This is a genomic window from Leptospira interrogans, assembly GCF_900156205.1.
Lineage (GTDB): Bacteria > Spirochaetota > Leptospiria > Leptospirales > Leptospiraceae > Leptospira > Leptospira interrogans.
This window is the reverse complement of the sequence record NZ_FTNA01000016.1, coordinates 53,338-65,296: the sequence shown is the minus strand read 5'-3', so window position 1 is coordinate 65,296 and position 11,959 is coordinate 53,338. Positions and strand designations below refer to the sequence as shown.

At 35.2% G+C, this 11,959-nt stretch carries 12 protein-coding genes; 5 read left to right on the top strand and 7 right to left on the bottom strand.

Features of this window, described 5'->3' with window-relative positions:
- Nucleotides 1-5: 5 nt before the first annotated feature.
- Together BW942_RS13560 and BW942_RS13555 are read left to right on the top strand one after the other, a co-directional pair.
- Nucleotides 6-908: a polysaccharide deacetylase family protein gene (locus BW942_RS13560; protein WP_000394787.1), complete on the top strand. Its 903-nt coding sequence runs from the start codon at nucleotides 6-8 to the stop codon at nucleotides 906-908.
- Nucleotides 909-1,118: 210 nt separating this feature from the next.
- Nucleotides 1,119-3,299: a glycosyltransferase family 2 protein gene (locus tag BW942_RS13555; RefSeq protein ID WP_017861865.1), complete on the top strand. Its 2,181-nt coding sequence runs from the start codon at nucleotides 1,119-1,121 to the stop codon at nucleotides 3,297-3,299.
- Here BW942_RS13555 and BW942_RS22135 read toward each other — a convergent pair.
- Nucleotides 3,285-3,512 (bottom strand): hypothetical protein, encoded by a 228-nt coding sequence (locus tag BW942_RS22135; protein WP_306294425.1) that lies wholly within the window; start codon nucleotides 3,510-3,512, stop codon nucleotides 3,285-3,287. The genes BW942_RS13555 and BW942_RS22135 overlap by 15 nt on opposite strands.
- Between BW942_RS22135 and BW942_RS13550 the strand changes: the two genes are divergently transcribed.
- Together BW942_RS13550 and lysS are read left to right on the top strand one after the other, a co-directional pair.
- Complete coding sequence (locus tag BW942_RS13550; protein ID WP_306294424.1) at nucleotides 3,430-3,999, top strand: hypothetical protein; 570 nt, start codon at nucleotides 3,430-3,432, stop codon at nucleotides 3,997-3,999. The two genes, BW942_RS22135 and BW942_RS13550, sit on opposite strands and share 83 nt — an antisense overlap.
- Nucleotides 4,000-4,007: 8 nt before the next feature.
- Nucleotides 4,008-5,495: a lysine--tRNA ligase gene (lysS, locus tag BW942_RS13545; protein ID WP_000004519.1), complete on the top strand. Its 1,488-nt coding sequence runs from the start codon at nucleotides 4,008-4,010 to the stop codon at nucleotides 5,493-5,495.
- Nucleotides 5,496-5,633: 138 nt separating this feature from the next.
- Here lysS and BW942_RS21535 read toward each other — a convergent pair whose 3' ends face one another.
- From BW942_RS21535 to BW942_RS13535, 3 genes are all read right to left on the bottom strand, one after another.
- Nucleotides 5,634-5,801 carry a hypothetical protein gene (locus BW942_RS21535; protein ID WP_000426056.1) on the bottom strand — a complete coding sequence of 56 codons (168 nt, stop codon included), beginning with the start codon at nucleotides 5,799-5,801 and terminating at the stop codon, nucleotides 5,634-5,636.
- A gap of 730 nt (nucleotides 5,802-6,531) precedes the next feature.
- On the bottom strand, nucleotides 6,532-7,359 hold the full coding sequence (locus tag BW942_RS13540; protein ID WP_000742876.1) for a WecB/TagA/CpsF family glycosyltransferase: 828 nt from the start codon (nucleotides 7,357-7,359) through the stop codon (nucleotides 6,532-6,534).
- A gap of 54 nt (nucleotides 7,360-7,413) precedes the next feature.
- Nucleotides 7,414-8,058, bottom strand: a complete 645-nt coding sequence (locus BW942_RS13535; RefSeq protein ID WP_001202539.1) for a thiamine phosphate synthase — start codon at nucleotides 8,056-8,058, stop codon at nucleotides 7,414-7,416.
- A 575-nt stretch (nucleotides 8,059-8,633) separates the two neighbouring features.
- On the opposite strand from BW942_RS13535, the gene BW942_RS13530 reads away from it, so the two are divergent.
- Nucleotides 8,634-8,918 carry a hypothetical protein gene (locus BW942_RS13530; protein ID WP_001228481.1) on the top strand — a complete coding sequence of 95 codons (285 nt, stop codon included), beginning with the start codon at nucleotides 8,634-8,636 and terminating at the stop codon, nucleotides 8,916-8,918.
- Here BW942_RS13530 and BW942_RS13525 read toward each other — a convergent pair.
- Genes BW942_RS13525 through guaB form a run of 3 tightly spaced genes read right to left on the bottom strand, consistent with a single transcriptional unit; the run spans nucleotide 8,908 to nucleotide 11,919 of the window.
- Nucleotides 8,908-9,600 (bottom strand): 16S rRNA (uracil(1498)-N(3))-methyltransferase, encoded by a 693-nt coding sequence (locus BW942_RS13525; RefSeq protein WP_000656570.1) that lies wholly within the window; start codon nucleotides 9,598-9,600, stop codon nucleotides 8,908-8,910. The genes BW942_RS13530 and BW942_RS13525 overlap by 11 nt on opposite strands.
- A gap of 9 nt (nucleotides 9,601-9,609) precedes the next feature.
- Nucleotides 9,610-10,392, bottom strand: coding sequence for an outer membrane lipoprotein-sorting protein (locus BW942_RS13520; RefSeq protein WP_000374062.1), 783 nt, complete (start codon nucleotides 10,390-10,392; stop codon nucleotides 9,610-9,612).
- Nucleotides 10,393-11,919: an IMP dehydrogenase gene (gene guaB / locus BW942_RS13515; protein WP_000070955.1), complete on the bottom strand. Its 1,527-nt coding sequence runs from the start codon at nucleotides 11,917-11,919 to the stop codon at nucleotides 10,393-10,395.
- Nucleotides 11,920-11,959 lie beyond the last annotated feature (40 nt).

Genomic DNA, 11,959 nt, shown 5'->3' with positions numbered 1-11,959 from the left:
ATTTTTTGGAATTTCTTTTTAATAAAATATTCAAGAATCAGAATTTTTGGATCGGAATTTTATTTTTTTCATTGAACGTTTGCGGTTCGTTCTCTCGAGAATCGCAAACCACTTCCTCAAAACAAAAAACAAATCAAAATGGTATTCCCGTTTTAATTTATCATGAAATTGTAATTCATTCTGCAAAAGAACCAGGAGAAACTGTAATCACATTAGAAAAATTTGAAGAACAAATGCAGTATCTTTTTTCTCAAGGGTATAACCCAATTACCATGAGAGATCTTCTACTTTATATTGAAAAAGGAAAAGTTTTACCTGATAAATCTATAGTTTTAAATTTTGACGACGGCTGGAAAAACGTTTTAAACGCGGTTCCAGTGCTCAATCGATATTCCTTTCCGGCTTCTTTTTGGATCATAGCCGGACCGAAAGGAATCGGTAACGGAGAATATTTAGAATGGTCCGATATTCAAGAACTTGCCAAAAATCCAAAATTCGAGATAGGGTCTCACACATACAGCCATCCCTGGAACCCAAAAGATAACTTGGTAACCTGGGTGGATAATCGTGTTCCTGGAAAGAGTGCAAAAGATGCGCTCTTTGAACTAAAAGAATCTAAAAAAATCCTAGAATCCAAATTAGGTATTTCCGTAGATTATCTAGCTTGGCCCTGCGGTTGGTACAATGATAAACTTATCCAACTAGCACAACAATCAGGTTATAAATCAATACTCACAACCGAAGACGGAACGAATCTACCAGGAGAAAATCCATTCAAAATCAAGCGAGTTTTTATAGATGGGAAATGCAGCCTAACGTCATTTATCGAACAATTGAAAAATCCTAGATATATCGTCTGTCAGAAATCCCAAAAACCTACACGAGGAAACTCTCCCTATTCGGATTAAAATTTTCACGGATTTTTTACTAAAAATTCATTTTCATCTGGAAATATTGAACCGTTTTGCAAGATCTACTTTCCAACTAAGGCAAAATAGTTTATCAACGTGACACTTACTTTAAGATACTTTGAAATCAATTTTTCCCTATAGAATCAAGTATTATGATTCCATTAAGAAAGTATAGTTCTGTTTATAGTAAAGTTTAAGTATATCTAAATGAAAACCAATCTAGCTTCCGTAATGGAATCGACACATTCAAAGAATAAACAGTATTGTCAGAATCAGATTCGAATCACAAAAATTTTTCTTCTTTTAACGATCGTTGCCTGCGCTTTTGCGTGTTTAGAGATGTTCAAAGTTTTCTGGGAACAACTTCTCGATCATAGATCCTTCGCAGCCATAGGACAAATTGCATTTTTTATTATCATTGTTTTATTGACCTATGGTAACTTCGTTTATCAATTTACTCGTTTAGGCTATTTTCAAAGACTTTTGAAACATTCTTCTCCAGATCGCGAAGAATTGGAAAAAATTTATAAAGAAGACTGTCCCTCTTTAGCAATTTTAATTCCTTCTTACAAAGAAGAATTGGATATAGTTCGAGAAACCCTTCTTTCTGCGGCTCTTCAAGATTATCCAAACCGAAGAATTGTATTACTGATTGATGATCCTCCTGAACCTAAAAGTTATGCTGCTTTTGAATCTCTCCAAAACATGAGAAATCTACCAAATTCTCTTCAAAAAGAATTTAACGAAGCTGCTTATCCTTTTCTTCAGGCAAAAAAAGGATATTTAGAACGTAAAAATTCAAATAAATCCAAACCTCAGAAAGAAACAAAACTACTAATTCAACTCTATAAAAACGCATTCCTTTGGTTTCAAAATCGTATGAACGAATACGACGATTCTACAATCCGAAAGGAACTTCCGGAACATACTCGAACTTTTATGAGAAATTCTTTTTTTAAAGAATGGTGTAATCTACATTCAAAAAGAATTTCCGAATTAGAATTTCTTTTAACAAAAGGGGGAGCAGATTCTTATAGAATCGAAAAGGAATTCAATCGTCTAGTTTCACTGTTTAACGTAAACTTTTCTACCTTTGAAAGAAAAAAATACGTAAACCTTTCTCATCTTCCTAACAAAGCCATGAACCTTAACAGTTACATATATCTTTTAGGAAAAAGATGGATAGAAAAAAAAGATTCTAAAGGAATTTTTTTAGAAGAATCTCAAAACGATTCCTCATTTGAAATTCCTAGTGCGGATTTTTTAATTACCTTGGACGCGGACAGTGTGCTTCTTCCAGACTATATTCTAAAATTATCATACGTTATGAAAACTCCCGGAAACGAAAGGATTACAGTGGCGCAAACCCCTTACAGTTCCTTTCCAGGAGCGTCTAACGTGTTAGAAAAAATAGCCGGTGCAACCACAGACATTCAATATCAGATTCATCAAGGATTTACCAATTTTGGAGCAACGTTTTGGGTAGGTGCAAATGCAATGCTTCGTTACAAAGCGCTTTTAGATATCCAAACTATATACGAGGAAAGAGGTTTTCAAATTCATAAATACATCCAAGACAATACTGTAATAGAAGATACTGAATCTAGTATTGATCTTTTGGATGTGAATTGGAATCTTTATAATTATCCGGAAAGACTCGCCTATAGTGCAACCCCTCCAGACTTTGGTTCCCTTCTAATTCAAAGAAGAAGATGGGCCAATGGGGGATTGATCATCCTTCCTAAATTATTGCGTCACGTATTTAGATGGCCCTGGAATTTTACAAAATTTATAGAAGCATTCTTTCGAGTTCACTACCTTGGTTCGATCGCAGCGGTGAATATTGGCCTTGTCATTCTTATGGGAAGTCCCTTAGGGGAAGGGGTAGAAACGTATTGGATCGCAATTTCCTCTTTGCCGTATTTTATTTTATACGGAATGGATTTAGTTAGAATGGGATATAAATGGATTGATCTGATTCAAATCTATTCTCTCAATCTACTTTTGATTCCTGTAAATTTAGCAGGAGTTTTTATGTCGATCAATCAAGCAATTACTGGAAAACAAATTCCATTCAGCAGAACCCCAAAAGTGATCGGCAGAACCTCTATGCCTTCTCTCTACATAGTGGCAGAATTTTCTCTTTTGGCTCAATTATTATTTGGGTTTATCACAAACTACATGTATCGAAACTGGATCTATTCGATCTACAACTTAGGAAACGCCATTCTTTTAGGTTATGCGATTTTTAAATTTATAGGACTGAGATCGTGTTGGGAAGATATTCTTCTTTCTATAAACAGACCTCCAGAAGATACGGTGTCTCATTGGGTAGAACAAAGAGTTGCGATCGATTTAGAAGGAGCTAAGGATCTACAAGAAAGATAACATCCTAATTTCCTCTTGTAATTTCGTTCCTGGAAAAAACTCTCGTTCTATGTCTGTAAATCCAGGACCAGTATCCGTACAAGAAGTTTTATACAAGGCGCGGTTATTTTTTTCCGGATTTTTTCTGGCTTTGATTTCAATCCTAGGATTGATTTTTTCAAGTCCTCTTTTTTTAATCCAAGACCGCCCTTTTCCTAAAAGTGACGCTCTGATCTTAGAAGCAAAGGAAACGATTCCTCAAGACGTGCTTAAAAACGCAGCGGACGGATTCAAAAAAGGATATGCTGGAATTCTAATCGTCCTTTATTCTCCTGCAACTGCTCACTCCAACTTAGGTGTAATTCAAGATTTAACTTCCGAAATACAAAATTCTCTCGTTTCTTTAGGAGTGGACGAATCCAAAATTCTAATTTATAAACTCGAACCGTATCCTACGGGTGCTAAAAATTTTTCTAAATCTCTTTTAAAAATTTGTTTAGATAGACAACTTAAGAATATTCTAATTCTCTCCAAAAGATTTGAATCCTCTTTTAATCAAAGATTATATGAATCCGTTTTAGGCCCGGCGGGTTTGAAGGTTCATGTGGTTCCTTTGTCAGATAAAATTGGTATCGGAAATTGGTTTTTAAGTGAAGAAGGATTTGAAATTATATTTTTAAATTTAGCCAGAACCTTTTATCAAATACTCCCAGGAAAATAAAATCGAAAATGTCAGAATCAAATGAACTCATTGAACAAAGAATTCAGAAAATCGAAGAATTAAAAAAACAGGGAATCAATCCCTACCCGGTTCGTTTTTTCCCGGATTCCAAATCGAAAGACATAGCCGAAAAGTTCGAAAAAAATCCGACTGGTCCAGAAACCAAATTTAAGTTAGGCGGAAGACTACATTCCAAAAGAGTAATGGGGAAAGCGAGTTTTGCTCATCTCAAAGACAACTCCGGAATCATACAACTTTATGCTACTAAAGACGATTTAGGTGAAACTCAATACTCCATTTTTAAATCCCTTGATTTGGGAGATATTATCGGTTTGGAAGGATATCTTTTTAAAACCCAAAAAGGAGAGATTACGTTACACGTCACATCGGTGGAACTGCTCTCAAAATGTATCCGCCCTCTTCCCGTAGTAAAAGAAAAAGACGGGGTTGTCTACGATGCGTTTGCCGACGTAGAACAAAGATATAGAATGCGTTATGTGGACTTAATAGTAAACGATCACGTTAGAGATACATTTATTACAAGAAGTAAAATCGTTTCTGAAATTAGAAGTTTTCTGACTCAAGAAGGATTTTTAGAAGTGGAAACACCTATGATGCAACCGATTGCGGGAGGTGCTGCTGCAAGACCGTTTGTCACTCATCATAATACTCTGGATATGCAATTATTTCTAAGAATCGCTCCAGAACTTTATCTCAAACGTTTGATCGTTGGCGGAATGGATCGAGTTTTTGAACTCAACCGAAATTTTAGAAACGAAGGAATCTCTACAAAACACAATCCTGAATTTACGATGATGGAAGCTTATATGGCATTTGGAGATATGAGTACGATGCTCGATCTTACGGAAAGACTCATTACTCACCTGGCCCAAAAAATTTGTGGAACTTTAAAAATTCAATACGGCAAGGATTTAATCGATCTTTCTCCTCCTTGGAAAAGAACTACTTATGTGGATATTATCAAAGAATACAGTGGAATTGATTTTAGTCAGATTATTTCTCTGGAAGAAGCCAAGAAAAAAGCTTCGGAATTAAAAGTAGACGTTTCCAAATGCCAAACAATTTGGAAAGTAGCGGATGAAGTTTTTTCCGAAAAAGCAGAACCAAATCTGATTCAACCGATCTTTATCACCGATTATCCGAAAGAACTTTCTCCTCTTGCAAAATCTAACCCAGATAAACCTGGTTATGTGGAAAGATTCGAACCATACGTAGCCGGAAGAGAAATCGGAAACGCCTTTACCGAGTTAAATGATCCTTTTGATCAAAAAGAAAGATTTGAAGATCAGGTAAAACAAAGAGAGGCTGGAGACGACGAAGCGTTTATGATGGACGAGGATTACATACGAGCTTTGGAATATGGAATGCCTCCTACCGGCGGGCTCGGAATTGGAATCGATCGTCTGGTAATGCTTTTGACGAATTCTCATTCGATTCGAGATACCATTTTATTTCCGTTGATGAGACCAGAATAAAATTAGAATTGTTGAAAAATTTCATAGTGGGATTGCCAAAACTACCTCAATTTTCCATTTCAATACAATAAAAACAGATGGAGAATTAATTTTTCAATAATTCTATCGATTCCAATCGTGACCATGGATGGATTGATTTTAGCCTGGAATTCTTTTTTTACGCGGAACATCGTTTATAAATCGAATCACTAAACTATCTATTAGAACATCAATTTTATTTCTAAGAATAGAGTAAGAAACATCAAAACGGTTTTCTAATTTATGAAAGTCTTTTTTGACTTCGGAACATAAGTTACTCATTTCCATCTTTATATCTTGAACTTTCGACCTTAACTCTTAAATTTCGGACTTCGTTTCTTGTCTCGACACTTGAAGTTAAGAAGATAAATATTTCCAAATTGTATGAAGAAAACCTAAAATAGATCCAAATCCCAAAAAGGTGGTGACCATCAATGTCAAAAAAGACAAATTCGTCATGTATATAAATTTATATTTTTTGAAATCAAAGGCAAGTAATTTTTAATTTTATTATATTCAAAAAAATAAATGTGTGAACTTTTGTAATCGTTAATTTACCAGTTAAACTTTGTAAAGTGGGAACTACTAGGAAATACAAAAAGAATTATCATCCGATCAGATTTTTGCACAAAACCGCTGTTCTGCGGCCATGATCAAAATCTAAATCCCATTTTAATGGGAGTTCGGCTGAGTAAAAATTTTCTAAAAATAGTAGTTCCTACAATTTTAGAATTTATTTGTAAAATCGTGATTTGCAGTAGTTCCCACATCATTTTATAGATAAACCTAAGTTTTGTGGTAATTCTCACACTTGAATACCACAAATTCAAGCGTTATAAAACTTCTAGTTTATAAATTGTGGTAGTTCCTACACTTAAAGAATCGATCTGTAAAATTCAGATTCCAACCTTTTTCAGAAAAATGAATCATAGCCGAACTCACGTTAATTAAGATAGTTTCTAGATTTTTAGATAATCTCTTTATAAAAATTCAGTTCTTTACAACTGAACTCAAGTTACTAAGATTTCTTTTGGAAGAGAGATTTAAAGAATACTAAAGTAAAGAATTGGAACATTCTAAAAAAACGAAAAAGTCTCCAAGGTTTAGAAAGAATTCTCCACAACCAAATGAGCCCTTTGAGTTTAAAAAAATTAGGAGCCTTTCTTACTTTCCCGGAAAGAATATCCAAAGAGCCGCCAACCCCAATGATCACGGAGTGTCCAAAGAATGCTGTATTGTTTTCAATCCAAATTTCTTGTTCCGGAAAATCCATTGCAAGAAAAATCAGATTGGGGCTCGTCTTACGAATCGATTCCTTTACCATCAATTCCCTCTGAGGATTCATATAACCAGCGTGCCTTCCTACAATTCTCACTCCAGGAAAATGTCTTGAAAGAGTAAAATACACTCTTTCAATAATGTCTTCTTTACCACCTAACATAAAGATAGAATAATTTCTAAGTTCGCAAAGACGAACCAAATCCATCATCAAAGCTATCGGAGAAATTCTTTCCTTAAGAACTCTCCTAAGACGAGTCGCCGCCCATTGTAATCCCGCGCCTTCCGCAAGAATCATAGTGGCTTTTTCAGTAATTCTATGGAGTTTTTTTCCCTTTCGAACCGACATGATTTTAATCGGATCTAAAAAAAGAATGTGATGAAACTTTTCCTTTTCCTCCATAAGTCTATAAATTTTAGCCACGGATTCATCTTGAGTTACATTATCAAACTGGACTCCTAAAATATCGGTTTTTCCTAACGTCTCCGTTTGAATTACCTGATAATCCAAAAGATAATCTCTGTCATCCTTTGCGGATAGATGTATAATTTCACCTGGCTTTTTCATCTTAAAGGCATACTATACGACATAAACTTAGAGTCAATTGAAACTTACCTAAATTTATTTCCGTAATTTCGTGGCGGCGGTCCTAAATTCATTTTCTAAACAAGCCATGGATATACTCGAAATTAAAAAGGACCCTTCCTTTAAGATCAGATCTAAATTTTCAACTTTGAGTCCACCGATCACAGTTACAGGTAAGTAATTTCCATTCTTGATTTTATTTAAAGTTTTCGTTCCAATTGGAGACTTTGCATCCTCTTTATTCTCTGTCGGAAAAATGGGGCCTAATCCAGTATAGTTCCAAAGAGATGAATCCAACTCGCTTACTTCTTCCAGAGTATGAGAGGACGTACCCAAATAGAGTTTAGATTTAAAGAGTGTATTCTTTTCTTCTAAATTCAAAGCTTCATAATCTTCTTTTCCGACATGAGCTCCAAAACAATTCCATTCAATAGCCTGTTTCCAGAAGTCGTTGACAATCCAAAACAAATCCGGATATAAATCCTGTAACGATTTTACTATAAATTCTAATTCATTTATAGAAGCTGACTTAGCCCGAATCTGTATAAAAGGAATTAGATCTGGATATTCTATCCAAAATTTCGGAAGACTGAAATAATCCAGATTTCTACTTTTACAAAAATCTAAATCGAGGATAGGATAAATTCCAGGCACTCGCCAAGGAAAACTGTTTGCTCTCACTCAATCAACCTTACGATTTGAAATCGATCCAATCCCATCTTTTAATTTGTAACATCGAATTCATAAATGCACCTTTTTGTTTCTCTAAAACCTGAAAACTATCACATACTACCTTTAGTTTCAAATATTCTAATAAGCCAAACTTCATTAAAAAAAGATAGATCATACTATAGTTTCACTAAACCCAATATCTTATTTACTATATTTAGAGAACCGGAGAATCACTAAGTTTTTTTCAATAAAGAACGCCTAGAATAAATTACTTTTGAATCTTCAATAAAATGTGGTAGTTCCCACAAAACCATTGTACTGTATAATTATAGTTTTTTAACATTCTTTTTTTATTATAATTTTTGTATGAGTTCCCATATTGAACGGTTTTGTAACAAACTCAAAGTAAGGCTCAATTCCAAAACATTACATAAGACAAAATACTCTTCAATTTAAGTTTGAAAAAATGAATTGGATTTTAATTCCATTCGTGAAATGGTTTCTAGAAAGTTTGGTTTAGGAATCTTTAAACGTCCAATCTTTTTTGATTTACGTAGAATTCCTACATTGGCAACTATACATTTATGAGGAAATTATTTTCGATCCTACTTCTTTCATTCTTCTTTTTCATCGTGATGTCAAACTGTAACGCAAGAAAGGATACCACGAAAGAAAAAGCGATTACAAACTATATGTTATCTTGTGGTCCAGGTGGAACAATCGATTCCTGTAACGCAGCTTGCGGAGCCACTTATGGAGAAACCGTAACAAACGCAAATTTACAGGCACTCAACACATGTACGAGTAATTGTTCTAATAACTGTAACGTTCTTAATTTGCTCATTCAATTCAACAATCTCAACAAATAGTAGAATAACGAAATAACGAGGCCGTAAAAACTACAGCGGTCTCTATTTTTAGAATTGTATCCCCTACCTTAATTCCAGGTATATTTCTTTCTTGGAGCAAAAGAATTTCCTTCTCTCGAAAACCACCCTCCGGACCTATGATCCAAATTGCATTTTGAAAGAATTCAGGTTTTAGTTTCCATTCCCCTTGCGGATCCAATCGATAGATAGAAAGATTTTGTTTCTTTTGCGAAATCAAAAATTCTTTCAACGAAACCGGGGAAACTATTTCTGGAAGAAAAATTCTTTTTGATTGAATCGATGCCTCTTCCACGATCTTTTGAGCCCGATTCAAATTGAAATCCTTTCGATCCGATTGTTCGAAATTTAAAAAATAAAAATGAGTCAAACCCAATTCGGTTCCTTTTTGTAACAACCACTCCAATCGATTTCCTTTAGGAATAGCTGTCGCAACCGCGGAAACCCTTTCCGATTTCAAATGAGTGATCGTCTTTTTGAAAATCCCTTGAACTGAATTTCCTGGAATCTCATAAATCCATTCGGTTCCAATTCCGTTCAATACTCTTAAATTTTTATCTTCTGAAAAAATCCGAAGCGCTTTTAAATGGGAAATTTCTTCTTTGTTTAAATGAAAAGGATATTCTTCATTCCATTCTCTTCTGAAAAGAATCGCCTCTTTCAAAATAAAACCCTATCGATTTAAATTGGCTAGATCAAAAAGAGAAGGATCTGGTTTTACTTCCTTATCTATTTCAATATATTCTAATACACTAACAGATCCGGTATTCAAATCTAACATCTCAAGTCGATTTGCGTGTTCTTCTTTTGTAGTCTTTTGATTTTGTTTCACTTTTACGGGTCCGTATTTGATATTCATCGTTTTAAATAATACTCCGTCCCGATCATGAAAATCCAATCTTGTAGGTTTTAACGAATCCAAACTCAAAAGCAAAATTAACTTAGAATAAAAATACGGTATGATTGGTTTGAGAGAAACTCTTTTAAAAGATTGATCCGCGGTTTTAAGATCACTCTGTACGATAGGATTATAATTTGCCTGATAGGACGCTCCGGATAAATCCATAAAACTAAATCCGGTCGCCAAATGAGATTCGTATTTCTCCTCGTCTACTTTTCTAAAAATCTTTTTAGAAAGTGCATTAAATATGTAAATCTGTTCACCTTCATCCTTAATTAAAATTTTATATTCGAGTCCTTTCCCACTACTTTCAAATAAATAAAGTGTATCATCTTCTTTTCTGAATATACTTACATCCCAATTCCAGGTTTCTCCGTTTCTTCGGATTAGAATCAAATTCCCTTTGATCAAACCTTGATTTGATTTTACGAGAACCTGATCGAGCCTAGCAACTAATTCCTGAGCGACTCTTATAGCAGATCCTTGCGAGTTTATTTCTTTGCTCAATACTACAAGAGCAAAAAAACCAAACGTAAACGCAAGAATCCGATCCAATTACTCCGCCCTCATAGTAGGAGCACTAAAAGAATAGAGTCCATGTACTGAACCCTGAGCCTGTGCGGATTCGGACCTTCTTTCAAAACGCAGTTTCCCATCCCTAAGAGCTTTATGAATTTCGGGTATGGATTTATAACCCATATCTTGAAAGGATAATCTGAGACCTTGAGATAGGTAAGGAATAAAATTCAAAATCGATCCTCTGTCTACTACGGACCCACTGACTCCTTGAGCCACCTTTACTTTTTGACCTTCGTTAAAATAACGTTTATCTCCACCTGCTTTCATAGCTTCGATGGACGCCATTCCTCTGTATTTTTTAAGGCGAATCCCGTTCTCATAAAAATATTCTCCGGGAGCTTCTGTGGTTCCGGCAAACATAAACCCCATCATACACGTAGACGCACCAATCGCGAGTGAGTTTGCAATATCTCCTATGTTAGAAATTCCACCATCTGCAATTACAGGAACGTCATACTTTGCGGAATGTTTTGCAGTTTGATAGATTGCAGTCGCTTGAGCACGTCCCACTGCCATTGTATCTTGAGTAATACAAATAGAACCGGGGCCCATTCCAATTCGAAGCCCATCCGCACCCGCACGAATTAGATTTTCTGCTTGAGCACGTGTCACTACGTTTCCTGCAACTATGTCTAGATTTTTAAATTCCTTTTTAATGAATTGAATCATTTCGATTTGGTAATTAGAATTTCCTTGGGCAGAATCGATGATGATCACGTCTACTCCCGCTTCATACAACGCAGCCACTCTATCTCTAGATTCCAGCAAAGTAGAAACTGCAGCTCCACAACGAAGCCTTTTTCTTTCGTCTTTGGAGGCATCTGGGAATTCTTTATTTTTCTTTAAATCGGAACGACTTACAAGAGATACTAATTTTCCTTGAGAATCTACAATCGGAAGTTTTCCGATCTTAGATTTTTTGATGATTTCGTTTGCGTCTTGTAAAGTGATCCCCTCTTTTCCAGTAATTAGATTGGTAGTCATCACTTTGTCCAAGGTGATTTCTCTATTTTTTTCGAAATCTATATCTCTGTTTGTTACGATTCCGATAAGTTTAGAATTTCTTGTTCCATCCTCAGTTACCGGAATTCCTGTAAATCCTTTACGTTCTTTAATTGCATCTAAATCACGAATGACGTTTTTTGGCCCTAAAATCACCGGATCTGTGATAAATCCGTTTTCAAAACGTTTTACCTTTTCTACAAGTGCAACCTGTTCTTCGATCGTATTGTTATAATGAATGATCCCGATCCCTCCCATAAGTGCTTGGGCAATCGCCATCTGGGATTCGGTAACTGTGTCCATAGGAGAACTGATAAAAGGTCTTTTCAATTTTATATTTCTGGTCAGTCTGGTTTCAAGCTCAACTTCAGAAGGATGGAAGTCGATAAATCCAGGTAGAACGAGAAAATCTCTGTAAGTTAGACCAATCTGAAGATTGAATAATTCCTCTCCAGATAGTCCGTCTAAATATTCGGAGTCGCGGTAAGTTTGGTTTGACATTACCTAGTACATAAAAGGTAAACTGAGAACTAAGATCAAG

Bases quoted from the DNA above. Each gene is read 5' to 3' on its own strand.
- BW942_RS13540 (WP_000742876.1), bottom strand. From the start codon at position 7,359: ATGAAAAAGCCAGGTGAAATTATACATCTATCCGCAAAGGATGACAGA.
- guaB (WP_000070955.1), bottom strand. From the start codon at position 11,919: ATGTCAAACCAAACTTACCGCGACTCCGAATATTTAGACGGACTATCT.
- BW942_RS13530 (WP_001228481.1), top strand. From the start codon at position 8,634: ATGAGGAAATTATTTTCGATCCTACTTCTTTCATTCTTCTTTTTCATC.
- BW942_RS21535 (WP_000426056.1), bottom strand. From the start codon at position 5,801: ATGGAAATGAGTAACTTATGTTCCGAAGTCAAAAAAGACTTTCATAAA.
- BW942_RS13555 (WP_017861865.1), top strand. From the start codon at position 1,119: ATGAAAACCAATCTAGCTTCCGTAATGGAATCGACACATTCAAAGAAT.
- lysS (WP_000004519.1), top strand. From the start codon at position 4,008: ATGTCAGAATCAAATGAACTCATTGAACAAAGAATTCAGAAAATCGAA.